Raw genomic sequence first — 19760 nt, 5'->3', positions numbered from 1 at the left:
AATTCGGCTATTGATTTTGTTTTTTAGTGCTCGGGTAAATCTTACTTCGGTTAGCTATAGCAGCTATAATGTTCTTGCAACAACTAATTCACTACGGCAACTGCACCGTGACAGTGTTTGTATTTTTTTCCAGAGTTACAAGGGCACTTGTCATTTCTTGAAACTTTTGGAAGTCTGCTATTTTTAGTAGAGCGTGACCTATTGCCTATTTCTTGATTGTCTAGCAACTTAAAGTGCGCTAGGCGGTGAATGGTAAGCTCCCCCCACTTTTCAAGCATCGACTCAAACATTAAGAAAGCTTCGCGTTTAAATTCATTCAGTGGGTCTTTTTGCCCCATGGCACGCAAATTTATGCTTTGTCTTAGGCTCTCTAAGACCGAAAGGTGCTCCCTCCATAAATGATCAAGTGTCATGATCATCACTTGTTTCACTATCGTATTCCACAAATCTGTAGTTTGTTGACTATTGAAATATTTTTCTTTCTCAGTAAAAAATTCTTGTATCTTGTCATTTATATAATCCAAGGCTTCTTGTTTATTCAAAAACTCTTCTAGATTAAGCGTTATCCCGTATCTTATGTGGAATTCTTTTGCAATATCTTCAACATAATCTTCGTAATAACCACTTTGTACTATACCTTTTATTATATCCTCATTTACTTCACTATATACTTCAACTAAATCATTGATTTCATTGTTTAAAATATGATTTCTCTGCTTAAAAATAACTTTACGTTGATTGTTGATTACATCATCAAACTTTAGCAAAGACTTCCGCACATCATAATTTCTAACTTCAACTTTCTTCTGTGCTTTTTCAAGTGCTTTATTAATCCATGGATGATGAATAGCCTCGTTGTTCTTTAGTCCCACTCTTTGCAAAAAATTCCTCATTCTATCAGAACCAAATATCCTCATTAAATCATCTTCAAGTGATAGAAAGAACTTAGAAAGTCCAGGGTCACCTTGACGGCCAGAACGGCCACGCAGTTGATCATCTATTCTCCTGCTTTCATGCCTTTCGGTTCCAATAACACATAAGCCACCAGCTTTTATAGCAATTTCCTTATCTTTTTTTACTCTTTCGACTATTTCTTGATATTTTTTTTCTCTTTCATCAGCATTTTTTATTTTCTCGAGCTCTATTTTTGCAATCATTTCAACATTTCCACCAAGCTGAATATCAGTTCCACGTCCTGCCATGTTTGTTGCTATAGTAATGCTGCCTGGTATTCCGGCTTGCGCTATTATATACGCTTCTTGTTCATGATAACGAGCATTCAATACTGAATGCTTAAGAGAATGGCTTTTCAAAAGATCGGAAAGTTTTTCAGAATTTTCAATACTCACAGTGCCAACAAGCACTGGTTGAAGGCGTTTGTGGCATTCTTCTATGAACTTCAATACAGCATTAAATTTTTCTTTTTCTGTGCCATAAATTTCATCATCAACATCTATTCTCTTAACAGGCACATTAGTTGGAATTTTTACTACATTTAATCTATATATATCACGAAACTCCTCTGCCTCTGTTGCTGCTGTTCCTGTCATACCAGAAAGTTTGTTGTACATACGAAAGTAGTTCTGAAATGTGACTGATGCTAAAGTTTGACTTTCATGCTGAATTTCAAGATTCTCCTTTGCCTCCAGTGCCTGGTGAAGACCATCAGAATATCTCCTACCTTCCATCATGCGCCCAGTAAACTCATCAATAATTACCACCTTACCGTTTTTCACTATATAATCTTTATCAGCAGTAAACAGCTTATGTGCACGAAGTGCTTGATCTATATAATGAGTCAGTATAATATTGCTAGTATCATAGAGCGAGGAATTTTCAGGAATGAGGTTATACGATTTTAGTAATTCCTCCACTCGTGAAATGCCATTTTCAGTGAGGAACACTGCTCTACTCTTTTCATCGACTTCATAGTCAGAATCAACTAATTTGATTACTATTTTATTGATATGCTTATATATCTGATTATTTTCCTCAAGTGGGCCAGAAATAATGAGCGGAGTACGCGCTTCATCAATCAGTATGGAGTCTACTTCGTCTACTATTGCATAATTGAAGCCTCTCTGAACCATATCTTCTTGAGAAAATTTCATATTATCTCGTAGATAATCAAAGGCAAGTTCATTATTTGTTGAGTATACTATATCTGCGCTATAAGCCTTTTTTCTCTCGTCGTCTTTCAAATTATTTGTAATAAATGCAACAGAAACTCTAAGAGAATTATATAATTTACTCATCCACTCTGTATCTCGTTTTGCAAGATAGTCGTTAACAGTGACGACGTGCACACCTTTTTCTTCTAAGGAATTTAAGTATGCAGCTAAAGTTGCAACAAGTGTCTTCCCCTCTCCTGTTTTCATTTCTGATATCATGCCGTTATGGAGCACCATTCCACCAATTAGCTGAACGTCGAAATGCCTCATGTTAAGGAATCTTCGCGATGCTTCGCGTACAACCGCAAATGCAGGTACAAGAAGGTCATTGAGTGTTTTTCCGTTTTTCAGTTCTCGTTTAAATTTCGCGGTTTTACCAGCAAGCTCCTCATCAGATAAGCTCTGCATTTCTGGCTCTAGCGCATTAATCTGCTGAGCAATTTTTCTGAAGGATTTTATTATCTTCTTGTTCGTTGATCCAAATATCCTTTTTATAAAAAAAAGTGACAACGTAAAGATGAAGAATATAAGAATAGTTGTTAAAACTAACGTAGAGTCTGGCATAAACTTAGGTAAAGTTTTATTTAATATGAGATTATATTACTAAACGTAACCTGCGGCAATTAGATTCAGAAAATCTTTATTTACAAACTAAGGAAAAGATTCTTGCAGATGAAATGTAAAAGAGTCTATTTATTTTATTAAATATTATAATTAATAATTAAACTTTCTTGATAAATTATTAAAATAGTGTTAAGCTACATTTATAAAACGGTTAGTGGAGTTACAATATCAAGCAATATTATAAAAGTAAAATTAGAGAAAAATAGTTGTCCTTTTGAAGAATTAGAAGAATTTTTTGCTTCATTAAAATTTGGTACAAAAGGGTTTAAAGATTCTTCAATAAAATTAGTTTGCCAAGGATGGTGTGTGCCGTAGAGACACAAAGAATGATCAGAAATGAGCAAACTAAGTGCTTAAGCTGCACAATAGATGAGGGAAGGTCCCTCAAAGTCGGCTTGCAAGAGCAGGCTTTAAACAACCATAAGCTGCTTTGATAAAGAGTCAAGGTAGTGAGCGTTATGGAAAAGGCACAAATACGTGTCATGTACGAAATAGAGAGGCGAATGAAAATGAACCACTGATGAAGTGTCGAAAGGGCTGAGACGACGTCAAAACCAGGAGCTCCCATCTCTCCTGGGATAGATCTACAAGGAACTTGCTTACTGGGTAGGTGGCGTCCGGCATATAGGTGGCGTGAAACTATTATAGGCTATTGTGTAGAACTGCGGGAACCTGTCGTTTCGATGACAAGGGAGAAATCCAAGAAGCTAAACTTCAAGGATGAGAGTACCGATGCGAAGAACAGGGGCGGATCAGCTTGTAGTAGTGAAGAAGTTTCTGTAATGGAAAGGGAGCGAAGGAGCTGAGTTATTCAGTTTTAATTATGTATCAACCGAAAGGGAGGAGTTAATGAATAAAACAAAGTCTTTTGATATACCAAAGCAACTTATTTGGAGGGCTTATAAACAAGTATCGAAAAATAAAGGTGCGGCTGGTGTGGATGAGGTATCGATAACAAAGTTTGAAGAGAACCTGAAGGATAATCTGTACAAACTATGGAATCGGATGTCATCAGGAAGTTATTTTCCAGAGCCTGTAAAAGCTGTAGCAATACCGAAAGATACGGGAGGGGGACAAAGAATTTTAGGTGTTCCTTCAGTATTCGACAGGATAGGGCAAACGGCTGCTTCTATGTATCTTGAGCTGCTAGTAGAGCCAAAATTCCATGAAGATTCATATGGTTATAGACCAAATAAATCAGCACTGGATGCGGTAGATACTGCAAGGAAAAGATGCTGGAGGTATGATTGGACGATAGATCTAGATATATCCGGGTTTTTCGACAATTTGGATCACGAGTTGGCATTGCAAGCTATCAAGAAGCATACAAACTGCAAATGGATCATACTGTATGTTGAAAGGTGGATGAAAGCCGCTATTCAGCTAGAAGATGGCAGTAAGGTAGTTAGGGAAAAGGGAGTTCCGCAAGGAGGTTCAGTTAGCCCAATCATTTCGAATATATTCATGCATCACGTATTTGATATATGGATGAAACAGAACTACCCTACAGTACCATTTGAGAGGTATGTAGATGATGCAATAGTGCACTGCAAGACGCAAAAACAGGCAGAATTTATGAGAGTAATGATCAAAGAAAGATTAGCTAAATATAAGCTAAAGTTACATCCTGATAAAACACAAATTGTGTATTGTAAGGATGGCAACAGGAAGAATATGTTTCCTACACAAAGCTTTGATTACCTAGGATATACTTTTAGACCTAGAAAAGCAAAGAGCAAGATAGGGAAATATTTCGTTGCATTTCTTCCAGCAATTAGCAATAAGGTTAAGAAAAAGATTACTACAACCATAAGGTCATGGAAAATACTACGAAAAACACACATAACATTAGAGGAGATATCAAAGAAAGTAAATCCAATAGTCAGAGGCTGGTATCAGTACTATGGCAGGTTTTACCAATCGGAGGTGTATAAACCTCTTAACAATGTAGAGCAACATCTAGAAAAGTGGACAAGAAAGAAATATCCGAAACTTGGAAAAAGACTAGCAAGGCAACTTCTAGGAAAAATAAAAGAAGAGAATCCAAAGACTTTCTACCACTGGACAGTAGGGTTAGGTCAAAAGGCTGAATAATGGAAGCTGTATAAATCGAGAGATTTACGTACAGTTTTGCGAGAGACTGGCTGGGGAAGTTCCGCCGTTCTACTCTCCAAGATTTCACCTTAATTCTACCAAGAGAAGCAGTACCTTAATTCTTTCGCTTTGAAGCTTTTATCTTTGCTTAGTAAGGGAAATGAGCTGGCTTTACCTATTATATTAAAATACCTTTCTTGCAGAACTGTATTTAAAGATTTTGGTCAAAAACTACAGGCTAAAATGGATCAAGATATAAAAGAACAAAACGATTCTAAAATTTTTCAGGAGATTGAGTTATGCAAAAAAAGACATTTTAAATCTTCTAAATGGTGGTAAATCAGTATTAGACGTTCAATTGAAGCAGCGGTATAAAAAATACTATTCGTCAATAGATAATGAGATTGAAGAGTTAAAGACTAAAATTTTAAAAGAACTAGAAGATTATATTAGCAATACTAACGTTAATAAAATGTATCGAAGCCTTAATAGTAAAAAGAAAAACGAAGAATCATTAAAAGAAGTAGCGTTAGGATCTTGTTCATTGGGTGGAATTTGCGTGTTAATATTTTTTTCACTTGGTTTTTTTATTTTTTTAGCAACAACCATTGATCCACCTGCTCATATGAGTATGTATAAAGTAAAGGTTTTTAGGTGTATAGGAGCTTCACCTTTAGTTTTTGCAGCATTAGCACTAACAGTAGCAGGTGTAGCTTACTTAACAAGTTGTTATCTAAATCATAGTTTTACAAAAGAAATACAAGACTATATAGAGCAACCAATAAAATGTATGGATAAGGCAACTAATAATAAAGAATTAGACAATTTTCCTTCTGACAATTATGAAAAAGTACAACCTTCAGCACCGCTTGAGGAACTACTACCTTCATACGAAGAATCGTGTTACAGTAGTTTAGGTTATATTCAACCATCTAATCCAATACAGCAAAATAAGTTGTTGTAGTGAAGGTATAAAGAGAACAAGCAAAATTATATTTATAATTTTGCTTCCTTTATCATGACTTAGAACATGCAGCAACATGACGATTTGTCTATGCTTTATCAAGTATATTAATGGGTAAATGAATTTTAATACAATCTTATTATACTTATAAATACGTTATATGTGAGAAGATATGGAAGATTTTATAACTGCAAGAAGGAAAGATGATGCTGTGATATCTGTTTGTCAGGATAATGAGAAAAAGAACGTATTAATCTCGGGACTCAATCAAGCTGCAAGGAATTTATTAAAATGTGAGGAAGGGAATTTACTTAATAAGCCGTTAATCAATATTTTAAGTAAAAGAGCAGCTGAAGATATGAAAAGCTATTTGGAGTATACTGAAGATGGGCGCGATTTACCCGATATATTGCCAAAAGTGATAGGCTTTTCTCTAATTGATGCTAAAGGAGAAGATATAAAAACAAAGGTAAAAGTTTTTCGCACCACGCAATTTACTAATAGCAAGATTAATTATGAGCTATTGATACGTGACATTAGCCTGTTTCATAAGCTAGCAATGTTTAGGGATAAATATCTGATGGGTAAGAAATATAAAAAACACAACTTGTTTGATATACCAGACAATGAGTCTACTATTTTGGAGTTATATGTTGTATTGAATTTTGCCTTTGAATATCAAATTAATGCAGTTATAGGGATAATAGGTTTTAATAGTAAATTGAATGAGACAAACAATGCATTGAGTGTGATCATAGAGCATTTTTATAAAAATTGCCGTAGTGATGATTTTCTAGGATGTATTGATGAGAATAAGGTACTTTTTATTTTGATGAACTGTGATGCAAATAACACATCTAAAATAGTTAATCGTATACATTCTTCCATTAACAAGCAGTTATTAAAGCGAAAACTATCAAGTATATCAATTATTTATGGAAATATAATTCAAAAACATAGTGTGAAGAATGCTTAAACGCTTTTGTCATTAATTGCTTTGTAGTATCTAAGTTCTACACAATATAAGGATTGTTTTTTATTTCTGTTAAGCTTATATTAAAAATTTAAGCTTGCCTATGAGGTTACTGATCACACTATTTTCATTATTATTCGTGGTAGGGAGTGCTAACGCTAGGGTAATTCTAGATAAGGAGATATTTTATGCAGAACTAGATGGAAAAATAGATTTAAGATTTGGCTACGCTTTCAACAGAGATTCTTTTAGCTCTACAAAAGACAAGACCTCAAGCTATTCAGACCTGCGCTTTCTTTATTTGCAGCAAGTTTATCCAAATACACAAATGGGGTTTAATGTTAAGGTAGGAGTTTCTGGTATTGCAAACTTAAAGGCACTAGACATAGAAAAGTTAGAAATGGAGAAGTGGTATTTTATCATAAAGAACCAGGAATTTGGATCAATTGAATATGGTAAAGGAAGTTTAGTTAGTCAGAGTATGTTAATTAACACTTCAAAAATTTACACAGCTGCCGGAGGAATAAATGGTCATTGGACAAATTACTCAAATTTGCGCGGTAATGAAAAAAAAGATAATGATCCTGGGTATGATAAAGATGAGGTATTTTGGGTAAAACCCAATATTTACAGCGACTATAATGGACTAGAGCTGAAGTTAAAACAACCAACGATAAACTATCTTTCTCCTGAAATCTATAACTTTCAACTTGGACTCAGTTATGTTCCAGGAAAAAATAATTTGCAATATAACAATCTAATAGCCGCTGGTCTTTCCTATAAAAATGGCTTATCAGATGAAATAAATTTTACTACTGCTTTTACTGGTGAGTTTGCAAGAGAAAATTTAACTGATTGCTCGGATGGTACTTCTGAAAATTATAAATGCCGTAATCAATTGCTACACTGGAATTTTGGCTTGAAGCTAAAACTTTTTGAACTTGATTGCATTTTTTCGTACGGTAATGGCGGTAAATCTGGTGAGAAACGTAGTCCTGAAACAAGTAATATGAATTATATAAATGCAGGTGTTGCTTATCATTCTGATTCTCGTAAAGTGAGCTTAACATATTTTAGTAGTAGCAGGGATATTGTAGGCAAAGGTACAAACGAATTAACATCACAGGCTTTCAGTCTTGAATATCCATTAGCTCTTGGCACTTCATACTACTTCGATATTGTAAAATTTAGTACCAAAGAACCTGAAATCGAAAGTAATAACTCCGGGTATGTGCTTTTGGCTGGGCTGAAGCTAAGTTTTTAATGAAATAACCGGTTTGTAAGTGTTGTAATGTGGTAAATAGTAAGCAATGAGAGTAAAATCGAGTTGTTAATATATGTGCTATTTGATATGATAAAAATAACTATTATATAAGATTTTTAATAAAAAGACATTATGTCACTAATCCAAGTGTAGGCGATTATTAATTAGTAAACCAAATCCTTCACAAAAGAGTACCTCATTTGATTCTCTTTTTTCTTTTTTATATATAGAAAAATTAGATAGTATTGTGAGTGCGGTTTTTTCTGTATTCTGATGCTTCTCAATTCTATAGTTCTCGGGTTAAATTTTCTTTTTTTACTGTTATTTCTCTTTTTCGTCGTAAAAAAGAATAGAAAGCTAAGTGAGGAGAAAGCAAATCTTGAACTTAAATTAGAGCGTGAGCTTCAAGAGGCAAAGCGAACTTTACTGAATAAGGATGAAGAGATAGTTGGGTTGAAAGTCAAAAAAGCAGAGCTTGAAGTAATTCTACAAAAAGAGCGTGAGGAAAAGAAAAAGGAAATAGAATTACTGACAAAAGCAGAGGAGAGGCTTACAAATACTTTTAAAGCGCTTTCTCTTGATGCTTTGCAGGTAAACAACAATAATTTTCTGAATTTAGCGAAGGAAGTAATCGATAGTAAACTAAAAGAAACAGAAAGTGATTTCAAAAAAAGGCAAGCAACGATCAACGAAGTTGTCACTCCAATAAAAGAAAAGTTAGAAAAATTCGATAGTGAAATACGTGACCTAGAGAAGGAGAGGGTAGGGGCCTATGAAGGTTTAAGGGAGCAAATTGGAGCATTAATGAGTCAAACTTCTAGCCTTGCTAACGCCCTGAGGAAGCCTCACATTAGGGGAAAATGGGGTGAAATGCAGCTAAAAAGAGTAGTAGAAATGGCGGGAATGATTGAATATTGCGATTTTTTGACTCAAGCCTCAGTAATTGATAAAAATGAGGACAATTTGTTGCGTCCTGATTTGATAATAAAAATGCCATCAGGAAAGCAAATAATAATAGATGCTAAAGTACCACTTGATTCTTATATGGATGCTATGTCGCAAAATGATTTGCAGATACAAAGGGAAAAATTGAAGAATCATTCTCTGGCAATAAAAAAACATATAAACGATCTAGGCAGAAAGGAATATTGGAATCAGTTTGAAAATACGCCAGAACTTGTAGTACTTTTCTTAACAGGAGAAGGAGTTTTCAGCGCAGCACTGGAGTGTGAACCAGCTTTGATAGAAATTGGAATAGAAAAAAAAGTTATTATTGCAACACCGATAACTTTAATTGCGCTGCTTAGGGCAGTAGCCTATGGATGGAAGCAAGAGGTGATAGCAGAAAATGCAAAGAAAATAAGTAAACTAGGCCATATTTTATATGAGCGAATCTGCACAATGGGCGAAAACTTTGACAATTTACGCAGGAGCTTAAAAAGCGCTGTCGACCATTACAATAAAACTGCTGGCTCGCTTGAGGCAAGAGTATTTCCCGCTGCTCGAGAATTCAATAAGCTTGGTATACATGCAAAAAATAAAGAACTCACTGCTGCAAAAGAGTTGGAATCTTTACCACGCAGTTTACATGCTGAGGGGTTGAAAGTAGATTAGTATTTCAGGTCTACTTAACTTACATTTGCTGATTAAAACAACTTTCTAAAAATTTTTTTTATGTAGCTCAATTCCTGCACATCATTTGCTGCATAAACAGGTATAGTTTGTTGCTCAGTACCAGGTATTTCTACAAAAATTTTGCCCACTTCTTGACCTTTTTTAATTGGTGCGGGTACCATATCTTTATACTCAATACGCACTTTAATTTTATCATGTAATCTGCGGTTATAAGTTATGGTAACATCGTTTGCAACTGTAACGGGCACTTTTTTATCTTTTCCATAAACAATATTTATTTCTTCAACTACGCTATCCTTAGCAAATATTTTCTTGGTATTAAAATGATTTAAGGAATATTGTATTAGTCTTTTTGCTTCCTCTATTCGCTCTTTCTCGGTGTCCAAACCATTCACAACAGCAAAAATTCTCCTATCGTTCCGTTTTGCAGATGCTATAATGCCATAACCACCAGCACTTGTATGACCTGTCTTTAGACCATCAACTCCAATATCATGGAAAAGTAAAAGATTTTTATTTTTTTGTACAATATCGTTATATGTCAAATATTGTTCAGAGAATAGATCATAGTATTCAGGAAAATCAGTAAAAATCCTTTTTGCCAGTGTTACCAAGTCTTTTGCGCTCATAAAATGGTTTTCATCTGGCCAACCGCTTGAGTTAACAAAATGACTATCATTAAGATTTAAATCTTGTGCAACTTCATTCATTTCAGCAACAAAATTCTCTTCCGATCCTGCAATACCCTCGGCTAGCACTATGCATGCATCATTACCTGAGGCGATTGTAACTCCTTCAAGTAATTCTTTTACCGTAACAAATTGACCTTCTTTCAAAAACATAGAAGAGCCTTTCCTTTCCCATGCTTTTCTACTTACTCGAAATTTATCTTCCATTTTTATTATTCCAGCTTTTAGATAGTCAAAAGCTACATATAAAGTCATTAACTTACTCATTGAAGATGGGGCCATTTTTTCACTGGAATTATGGTCAAAAATGAAAGAGTCTGAAGCTAAATCTAAAACAACTGCTTGCTTTGCTTTAGTTCTAAACTGATATGAGTACGAATTAAAAGGGAGTATAAAAATTAATAGCAAAGTTACTAATTTGCTTAACATATTTATAATTTTAAATTTATAGTGTACTAATTAATAGTATGATTTTGCACGAGCATTTCAATAGATCTCTCGCATAAAACTTCCTTGACAAACTGCGCCAGCCCCCTTATTATGACAATAAGAGTATTTATCCTTGTTTTCGATCCGCGCGGGTTCAACAACAAAAATTCAGTAAAAAACTCAGATATTTATTGGCAAATTACATAAAAATTATAGCGGCTGCATGTCTTTTTTATTTTTTCTACATTCAGCCAAAACGCGCTTATTTTAAGCGTTAGCACATTATTACAGCGCCAATTTACATTATTAAACTCGTTACATGGGGATTTTTTTGCCTTTTTTTCGCTTGGTAAATTTATTAATATTTGCAACAAAGCCCACTGGGATAGAGGCTACTTGAATGACAAGAAGGAGGGAGCAGGAGATGACAATAGAGGGGCTACTTTCATTTGCTGTCTTCAAAAATTTACAATTATGCTTCATGTGTTTTATTAAATATTTTACTTAAAAATTCAATTTCTTATTATAAGAGATAAGCAATTCATGAATAATGAAAGATTACAAAAAAGGTCATAGAAAGCGCCTAAGAGAGAGAATTATTTTAGATAACGGACAATCATTGCTTGATTATGAGATTTTAGAACACATTTTATATTCAGCATATAGTAGAATCGATGTAAAGCCAGTAGCAAAGAGTTTGATAGAAAATTTGGGCAGTTTAAATAAAGTTTTTAATGCCGATTTAGAAGCACTGCAAAATATTGAAGGAGTTAATAATGCAGCCATATCTGCTATCTTTTGTGTGAAACAGGCTTTTGTTCGTTCTGCACGAGAAGAAATAAAGGACCTACCTATAATCAATAACTGGGAAAATTTGCTTGATTATTTAAAAGTAAGTATAGGAAGCCTTAATAAAGAAAATTTTCGCGTCATCTATATGAATAAAAGATATCGTCTAATAGCGGAAGATCTGCAGAACTTTGGTACAGTAGATCAAACTCCTATTTACGTTAGAGAGATCATAAGACGCGCTCTTTTGATTGGCTCAACATCGATTGTAATATCCCACAATCACCCAAGTGGAGATATACAGCCTTCAAGTAGCGATATGTTTCTCACTAGACAGCTTGCAGAAGCTTGCAAAAGCATAGGAATAGAATTAATAGATCATATTATTATCACATTTAGTAGCTATTTTAGTTTCAAGGAAAATAGGCTTTTATTAGAGTAGATCTAAAATTGCTTTTGCCATTTTTCTTATTATGAAAGTAAAGCTATACATGAGGTGGTTGCCAGTGGAACAAAAATTTTCCTTCTGGAAGACAATGTGTGATTTAGGTAGTGGCAAATTGAAAGAAATACATGGTATTTGCCACTATTAGAAATCTCCTGTTTTGATAAGACTTATGAGGTCTTTATTGGTTTTTGAATTTTGTTGAAGCACTCACATGCTTACTCTAATATTTTGTTCACAGAGCCTAGTTAGCTCAATTTCAACGTTAATTTGTGAAGCTCTGAGTTCTGTTAGGGGATTTTCTGGTTGAATATCTAGCTTATTCTGTATGTTCGGTAAACAAATTAAAGCCGAATCAAAAATTTCATCATACTGCTCTGCTTCATGCACACAATTGATTATTTCCTTAAATTCTTCCACATCTTGCGGCGTATCTTTTAATATTGCTCTTATTTGGTTTAGGTTTTGACGAATTTTTTCCTGATATCCAGCAATTCTCTCTTGATATATATCAATCATTTTTTGACATGAGGTACCTCTAAATGGATGTTCTTTTTTCTCTTTTATGTAAGAACTTTGAAAATCTTTACAGTTAAGGATTGCTTCTCTATGTTTTTTTATGTCATTAATTGCACTGACTATCGACTTATCTATTTTCTCCAAGTTTCCTTCCTGTTCTTTTCTTCCAATTATACTTTTGGATTCATTCTTCGCCTGGTTCATTTTATCAAATAGGTTTTTGCATTCTTTATAAGATACCATTGGTTGTAACATTCCTTCTTCTATACATTTATTGTAAAAATTCTTCAACTCATCGCTTGATAGTATTCGTATAGCATCTTCCCTTTTACCTTGTGATTTAGGATACTTTTTGTTCAGTGAACTAATATAATTTAATAGGAAACTCTTAGTTAAATCTTCCTTTTTAACTTCTGATAATTTTTCTAGTGTTTCTATATATTTCAAAGTTTCCGCAAAAAGCTGTGCACCAGATGTAGCAAATCCTGGCAGTGGTTTGCTCTGCGCCTTATAAAAATCGGTTTGTAAAAAATCTTCGGCTTGTTTTTTTATTACTGAAAGTTCATTGAAGGCTTTTTCTGGATTGATTTTTTTTAAAATACTAGTAGCTTTTTTAATCGCTCTTTCTCTCTTTTTATTATCTTGTTTTTCGTTTAAGATTAAGCTTTCAGCTTCAGTAAAAGCATTCCCTTGGGCACTTTTGGCAATATTACAAACAACGTTTTTTACAACTTGCTTAGTTGCTACATAATCTATTTCCTTTGTAAAGCAATCAATAAATAGCTGCCAAATTTTTTTGTTAACGGACTTACTTGTCTTATGTTCTAAATCTTCTACATCTTTGAATCCTAAAATAGTATAGAGATTTTTTTCAATTATTGGTTCAGCATGTTGTTTTGCCACTTTACCTTTTATATTGAATAGAAATTCACTAATCTTAGTTGTGCCCATAATATTACCTCACAATATTAATGTTATATAATATAAAGTATAAAAGCTTAATGCTTAATTTTTACTTACTATTAATATAATTGAAGATTAACTTTGTTCCTATATTAAAACTTTAACTCCCAATTTATTATTAGTAATATCATTATATGAATCTTATGCCTGAATTTGGGAATATATTGTTATTGGTAGCCTGTTTGTTATCTTTAACGTATTTGTTTCTACCGTTTAGTTCTTACCGATTCGTCTCCTCTGCCATATTTTTTTGTGTGTCAGCATCAATGGCTATTTTGATCTACTGCCACATTAAAAATGATTTCTCACTTGAAAACGTATATTACCACTCACACACAACAAAACCTTTAATCTATAAGATTTGTGGTGTTTGGGGAAATAAAGAAGGGTCTATGTTGCTTTGGACCTTAGTGCTTGTCATGTATTTATTACTAATGGATATTTATATACCTTCTGTCATCCCAGTGCCCAGACACTGGAATTTAATTGCAAATGAGTACATCAAATGGCAGTGTAATAAAAACTGGATTCCAGTGTCAGCTACTTGCATGACACCAGAACGAACTAATAGTAGTAAATTAAAAAAAATATCTCTTATCACCCAAGGCTTGATTTGCTTTTGTTTTTTACTGTTCACTTTACTTGAATCCAGCCCCTTCACTAAAATGCCAGGCATTGAAACAGATGGACTGGGTTTTAATCCGATATTGCAGGATATAGGCCTTGCTATTCATCCACCGATATTATATTTGGGGTACCTTGGATTTAGCGTTCCTTTTTCGCTCTCTATAGCTGGATTAATTGCAAATACTGAAGGAAATGTTTGGGCTAAAATTGTCAGGCCTTGGGTACTTATTTCTTGGTCGCTGCTCACTTTGGGCATCAGCTTGGGTAGCTGGTGGGCATATCGTGAACTCGGTTGGGGTGGATTTTGGTTCTGGGATCCAGTGGAAAACGTTTCTTTGATGCCGTGGCTAATTGCAGTGGCGCTGACACATTTGTTGCTCGTTGTACGAAATTTCAATACTTTAAGGAACTTTACTATTTTACTTACGCTCACAACTTTTATATTGAGTGTGACTGGAACATTTCTAGTCCGCTCAGGAATACTTACCTCAGTGCACACGTTTGCAGATGACCCAAGATATGGACTGTATATATTAGCTCTACTTGGTGTAATTACAGTCAGTAGCTTAGTAATATTTGTAGTGTTTACGAGAAAGAATCACACATCTTTCCAGTATTCGATATTGGAATCTGAAAAGAAATCTGCTACTCAAGTGACAGAGGGTAGAAGATTCTTTTCACGCCTTACGATGATGCTGATGAACAATTTATTATTCATCACTGCCTTTTTCATCGTGTTCGTTGGCACTTTATACCCTACAGTGCTTGAGTATTTAACCGGTGAATTAATTTCAGTTGGAGCACCATATTACAATTCTTTATTTAACTCTATTGCACTAGCTATTCTAGTGCTCACCATGATAGGGCAATACTGCAGTTGGCAGGGAAATAGTCTATTGCCAATATTCCGTGAATATAGATTTTCATTTTGTAGTGCTGCAGCTATTTTGCCGTTTATCTTTTACATGGAGCTAATGATTGTGCTATCAATTACCATCTCCATAGCATTATTAATCTTTGTTTTAGAAGCATATAGTAAAAGAATTTGTTTGTTTAAGGTAGCGTTTGGTGAATCAATTTTACTCGCAAGAAGAGTTTCTAAGTCCTACTATGCAATGATGCTTGCTCATGCTGGAGTGGCAATTCTAGTGCTTGGTATATCTTATTCAGTTGGTTGGCAGGAGAAAAAAGAAAACTACTTGGGAATAGGAGACAGCATAACAGTCAATAAATTTAAAGTTACTTTACGAAATATTGAGCTAATAAAAGAAAAAAATTTCCATGCAGTGAGGGGTACAATGGATATCAGGAATTTGCTTAATAGTAAGGTAATAGGTGATGTAACTCCTGAATATAGATTTTACCTTGCGGAAGGTCAGAAAAATGTTGAAAGCAGTATCTACCACAATTTATTTTCTGATATTTATGTTGTAATTGGAGAGATTGATAAGAGTAAGAGCAAAATCGCAGCTAAAGTGCACTATAAACCTGGAATGTCTATAATCTGGCTTGGATCCTTTCTTATTGCTTTTGGTTCGCTCCTTGCTGCTTTGCCTTCTAGCAAAAAAGTAGTTCCTTCAGTATCATAAAGTTTGCATTTTTTGGCAATTTAAACTTAAGCTAAGCAACACTAACCTTGCTAGCGAATTTTCTCTATGTTCTGTTGTACAATAGGCAATAAAGATATATTTTCTAATGAAGAACTTACATGATATATGGAATCTACTTCCTCAGGCCTTTTAAAATATCCCTGCTTAATAGCGTCGTAGACAGAAGAACCACCAAGCAAGCAGTTCTCACCTAACTCTTCTTTATAATTTTTAAACTTTTCCAATATTTCCTCCTTGTTACTCACTTCTACTATAATTTTTCCTTCATCTTGCACATCAGAATACAATCTAGCATCTACTTTTCCCAAATCAGTATGAAAAGTCAGTACTATATTACCTATAAGGTCAGTATAATTTCTTACCCCACCTTCCGTTAAAATTTCTATCTCGCTTTCACCGATTGCTATCACGTCTCTTCGAAATTCTGTGCTTTCATCTGTTCCATTTATGATTTTTGCAACCTCGACTATACTATTCTTTGAATATTTCAAGTAGAAAGTGAAGTTGTCCATTTTTGCCTCTTTTACCTTACCAGTAGTTGCGTTTTTTGCAGCTTCCAAAAACCTTAGAGAATAATGTATATAGCTTTTACGTGCTTCTTTCAGATTAGCTTTGTGGTCTTTAAACTTCTCTAGTTTATCAATTACAATTATACTACTTAAAGTTTCAAATACTGCACCTCTTTTTACCAAATTACATACTATGCGACTAGCAACTTCTATGTCCCTTTCAACTTGAAAAATCTTTAATTCACTAATTCTTCTTATTACATAATCTGTAAAATTATACTTATTCTCATAAGTATTTTCATATATATTTCCCTCACAAGTAAGATTGAACCTTACCCTAGATTTTATAGCTTCATTTACAACCTGTTCTAGCTGATTTATGTCTTGAACTTCATCTAATTTACAAAAATATTTATCTGGATCTTGCTCATCTAGTAGAAAATCCTCTCCCCATAGATTTACACTTTTGCACAAATACTTTTTTCCATTATAGTCAACTTGTGTTTTTTTACGAAAAGTTCCATAAATAACATCATCAGTTAAAAAGTACTCTTTAATATTAAGGTTGGGATTATTAACTGCAAATTCTATTGGGGTTTTACCTTTTTTATCCTTTATATCAAGATTAGCTCCTTTCCTTAGAAGCAATTTGATAATTGTATCACAATGACCAGAACGAGTAGCATAATGTAAAGGTGTTCTTCCTGTGTCGTCCTTTTCATTAGGATCAGCACCTGAATTCAACAGTAAATCTATGAATTCTCCCGCATTGCTACATTCCATACTTGATAGAATATGCAGTATTGTCAGTTTAGATTCTCCTCTTTTAAGGTTGAGGATGGTTTTTAGATCTTGATTACTTTTATGATCCAGTAAAAATTTTTTAATTTTTTCAACATCGTTCTTATAATCCTTATAAGTAACATGTGGAAAGTCTTTAAAAGTACTTAAGAATTTTTTATTCAACTCCTTCTGACTCTCTGTTAAGTTGGACATGTCAACAAGCCACGTAGATATCAGCTTACCAAATGCACCTCTTTCAGCAATATCAGTTAAAGAACAGTCATTGCGAAGTACCAGTGAGTATTTAAGGGAACGTTCAAAAAAGTGTGTCAAACCGAAAAAAAAGTAATAAATTGATATAAAAAATGGAGGTTTGATATGGGTCAAGCAAATAGAACTACTGGTTTGGTAGATTATAAAGAATTAGAAACAAATATCCTGTCATCTATACGAGAAGGAAGACCATTGACAGGAAGAGATGGAGCATTAACACCGTTTATAAAAAGGTTGCTAGAGGCAAGTCTGGAAGGTGAAATAGAAAGCCACATGTCAGCTAAAAGTGAAGAAAATAACCGAAGAAATGGAAGGAATGCAAAAACTTTACGTACAAGTTCAGGCTCATTTGAACTATTAACACCAAGAGACAGAGAAGGAAGCTTTGAACCGCAAATAGTCAAAAAAAGGCAAACAAGCCTACATCCAGAACTTGAAGCAAAGGTCTTAAGCACATATGCCAGTGGCATGGGATACAGAGATATAGCTTCACATGTTGAGGAAATATATGACCACAAAATATCAGCAGCAGAGATATCCAGTATTACTGATAAACTGCTACCAGTAATCAATGAATGGCGCAGCCGCCCACTGCAATCAGTGTATCCAATAGTGTTTATGGATGGCATGTTCTTTAAGGTCAAGGAGGACGGACATTGTATAAGTAAATGCATGTATAATATATTGGGCATAAATCAAAATGGCAGAAAAGAAGTATTAGGTTTTTATTTGGCTGAAAGTGAAGGAGCTAACTTCTGGTTGGGAGTTCTAAATGACCTAAAAGAGCGAGGAGTAGAAGATATTCTAATTGCCTGCATTGATGGGCTAAAAAGCTTTCCTGCGGCTATAAATAGTGTGTTTCCTAAGGCAGAAGTACAGCTATGTATAGTGCATCAGATAAGGAATTCACTGAAATATGTATCTAGCAAAGATGTAAAAGTTTTCATGAATGATTTGAAAAAAATATATCGTGCTTCAAGTAAAGAGATCGCGGGAACGTTCAAAAAAGTGTGTCAAGCCGCATTTTTAGTTCAACTCAATTTTCAATCTATCTGGAAAGAAAATATCAAGTTGAGACATAGTTAAAGCCCAATTAGGGAGAGCCATAATCCACGATGGAGTAAAAGAACAAATATTACATAGTCCTTGCAGGTGGTCATATCGCACTAAAAATGTTAATGTAGGAAGAGTAACATCTTTAGCTAACGGCATTGAGTGTATGAAGTTAGGGCCTAACACTGAAGCGTGTCCAGGCCCTAGTACTAAAGAGCCTAATACTCACCTCTCTATGATCGAGAAACTATCATTGTTACCACTTTACTCAGCTGTAGGAAAATATGAAGCTGTTATAAATAGTTAAATAATCCTCTAAATTCCAGCACGTAGCACTCGATGCAAGTAGCTGAAACTGAGGAGTACATTAGCTATGTTAGATTTTAGTTTACACAATAAAATTTTTATAAGTAAGATGTCAGAAGGTATCAAAACTATATTAGTAGAAGACAATAACGTTAGGCTCGATAGGTACATCAGAAGAATTTTTCCCAATTTGAAACAATCTGCAATTGAGAAGTCTTTAAGGAAAGGATTAATCAAGGTTGATAATTGCACGGCAAAATCCAGAGATAGGGTAAGCTCTGGGCAAACTATAACGATAAGATACTTAGATTATATTGAAAACACTAATTCTGATCGTAAATATAATGAAAAGTTAGTGAATCTACTAAGAGAGAACATATTATATGAAGACGAATATATACTAGCTATAAACAAACCCGCAGGGGTCATCGTTCAAGGTGGTATAAAAGTAAAAATTAGTATTAGTGATTTGCTTGATCAAATAATAGAAGGGGAAGTATTTAAAATTGTCCATAGACTCGATAGAGATACAAGCGGAGTAATAATATTCGCGCGCAATGCCAATGTTGCAAGATACCTTATGGAAGAATTTAAAGGACGTAGGGTAAAAAAAACTTACCTAGCATTAACTTCTGGTATACCGAGCAAAGATAGTGGAACAATAGACTATCCATTGGCAAAAAAATATGTTTCAGGGCAAGAAAAAGTGGTTATTGATGAAGACTCACCTCAAAATGCCACTACGCATTTTTCAATCATATCAAGGTTAAAACATAATGTTGCTTATTTAAAATTACAACCAATTACCGGTAGAACCCATCAGTTACGTGTACATTTAACTCATATAAATTGTCCTATTCTTGGTGATGGTAAATATGGTGGTAAAAAAGCTTTTATTGATGGAGTAGCAAATCAGATTCATCTTCATTCGCATTCTTTATCTTTAAAACTGCCAAATAATAAAGAAATCACTATTACTGCTCCTGTCCCTGGGCATATCGAAAAATCTATTGAAGTGCTGTCTTTCAACTGAAACGACT

At 34.2% G+C, this 19760-nt stretch carries 15 protein-coding genes and 1 pseudogene; 10 read left to right on the top strand and 6 right to left on the bottom strand.

The features are described from left to right. Positions 1-83: 83 nt before the first annotated feature. Positions 84-2735, bottom strand: coding sequence for a preprotein translocase subunit SecA (gene secA, locus OOT12_RS05370; protein WP_264376494.1), 2652 nt, complete (start codon positions 2733-2735; stop codon positions 84-86). A gap of 186 nt (positions 2736-2921) precedes the next feature. Here secA and OOT12_RS05365 point away from each other — a divergent pair, with 186 nt between their 5' ends. The 6 genes from OOT12_RS05365 to OOT12_RS05340 all read left to right on the top strand — a co-directional run bounded on the left by OOT12_RS05365 (position 2922) and on the right by OOT12_RS05340 (position 9704). Continuing rightward, positions 2922-3110, top strand: a complete 189-nt coding sequence (locus OOT12_RS05365) for a hypothetical protein (RefSeq protein ID WP_264377249.1) — start codon at positions 2922-2924, stop codon at positions 3108-3110. Positions 3111-3644: 534 nt separating this feature from the next. Next, positions 3645-4889, top strand: a complete 1245-nt coding sequence (gene ltrA, locus OOT12_RS05360) for a group II intron reverse transcriptase/maturase (RefSeq protein WP_264374663.1) — start codon at positions 3645-3647, stop codon at positions 4887-4889. Positions 4890-5181: 292 nt separating this feature from the next. After that, a complete protein-coding gene (locus OOT12_RS05355; protein ID WP_264376493.1) occupies positions 5182-5853 on the top strand; it encodes a hypothetical protein in 672 nt (223 codons plus the stop codon). A 172-nt stretch (positions 5854-6025) separates the two neighbouring features. Continuing rightward, complete coding sequence (locus OOT12_RS05350) at positions 6026-6829, top strand: hypothetical protein (protein ID WP_264376492.1); 804 nt, start codon at positions 6026-6028, stop codon at positions 6827-6829. Between the two features lie 100 nt (positions 6830-6929). Beyond that, the gene (locus OOT12_RS05345) at positions 6930-8090 is read left to right on the top strand and encodes a porin (RefSeq protein ID WP_264374666.1); all 1161 of its coding nucleotides are present in this window, start codon (positions 6930-6932) and stop codon (positions 8088-8090) included. Between the two features lie 273 nt (positions 8091-8363). Beyond that, complete coding sequence (locus OOT12_RS05340; protein WP_264374667.1) at positions 8364-9704, top strand: DNA recombination protein RmuC; 1341 nt, start codon at positions 8364-8366, stop codon at positions 9702-9704. Positions 9705-9736: 32 nt separating this feature from the next. Here OOT12_RS05340 and OOT12_RS05335 read toward each other — a convergent pair whose 3' ends face one another. Next, positions 9737-10843 (bottom strand): D-alanyl-D-alanine carboxypeptidase family protein, encoded by a 1107-nt coding sequence (locus tag OOT12_RS05335; protein WP_264374668.1) that lies wholly within the window; start codon positions 10841-10843, stop codon positions 9737-9739. 315 nt (positions 10844-11158) lie between these two features. Next, positions 11159-11305 (bottom strand): hypothetical protein, encoded by a 147-nt coding sequence (locus tag OOT12_RS05330; protein ID WP_264685246.1) that lies wholly within the window; start codon positions 11303-11305, stop codon positions 11159-11161. A gap of 88 nt (positions 11306-11393) precedes the next feature. On the opposite strand from OOT12_RS05330, the gene radC reads away from it, so the two are divergent. Further along, a complete protein-coding gene (gene radC / locus OOT12_RS05325) occupies positions 11394-12074 on the top strand; it encodes a RadC family protein (RefSeq protein WP_019078756.1) in 681 nt (226 codons plus the stop codon). 213 nt (positions 12075-12287) lie between these two features. Here radC and OOT12_RS05320 read toward each other — a convergent pair whose 3' ends face one another. After that, the gene (locus tag OOT12_RS05320; protein WP_264376491.1) at positions 12288-13547 is read right to left on the bottom strand and encodes a hypothetical protein; all 1260 of its coding nucleotides are present in this window, start codon (positions 13545-13547) and stop codon (positions 12288-12290) included. A 155-nt stretch (positions 13548-13702) separates the two neighbouring features. Between OOT12_RS05320 and OOT12_RS05315 the strand changes: the two genes are divergently transcribed. Beyond that, positions 13703-15775: a heme lyase CcmF/NrfE family subunit gene (locus OOT12_RS05315; RefSeq protein WP_458694288.1), complete on the top strand. Its 2073-nt coding sequence runs from the start codon at positions 13703-13705 to the stop codon at positions 15773-15775. A 50-nt stretch (positions 15776-15825) separates the two neighbouring features. Here OOT12_RS05315 and OOT12_RS05310 read toward each other — a convergent pair whose 3' ends face one another. Next, entirely contained in the window at positions 15826-17421 is a 1596-nt protein-coding gene (locus OOT12_RS05310; protein WP_264685245.1) for an ankyrin repeat domain-containing protein, read from the bottom strand. 45 nt (positions 17422-17466) lie between these two features. Here OOT12_RS05310 and OOT12_RS05305 point away from each other — a divergent pair. Continuing rightward, a pseudogene (locus OOT12_RS05305) lies at positions 17467-18363 on the top strand (IS256 family transposase); the annotation flags it as partial. A 24-nt stretch (positions 18364-18387) separates the two neighbouring features. Here the strand turns inward: OOT12_RS05305 and OOT12_RS05300 are convergent. Then, complete coding sequence (locus OOT12_RS05300) at positions 18388-18573, bottom strand: hypothetical protein (RefSeq protein ID WP_264685244.1); 186 nt, start codon at positions 18571-18573, stop codon at positions 18388-18390. A gap of 256 nt (positions 18574-18829) precedes the next feature. Here OOT12_RS05300 and OOT12_RS05295 point away from each other — a divergent pair, with 256 nt between their 5' ends. Further along, entirely contained in the window at positions 18830-19753 is a 924-nt protein-coding gene (locus tag OOT12_RS05295) for an RluA family pseudouridine synthase (protein ID WP_264374810.1), read from the top strand. The last annotated feature ends 7 nt before the right edge of the window (positions 19754-19760 follow it).

The organism is Wolbachia endosymbiont (group B) of Parapoynx stratiotata, assembly GCF_947250635.1.
Classification (GTDB): domain Bacteria; phylum Pseudomonadota; class Alphaproteobacteria; order Rickettsiales; family Anaplasmataceae; genus Wolbachia.
The sequence above is the reverse complement of the archived record's forward strand: the minus strand, read 5'-3'. Positions and strand labels throughout refer to the sequence as shown.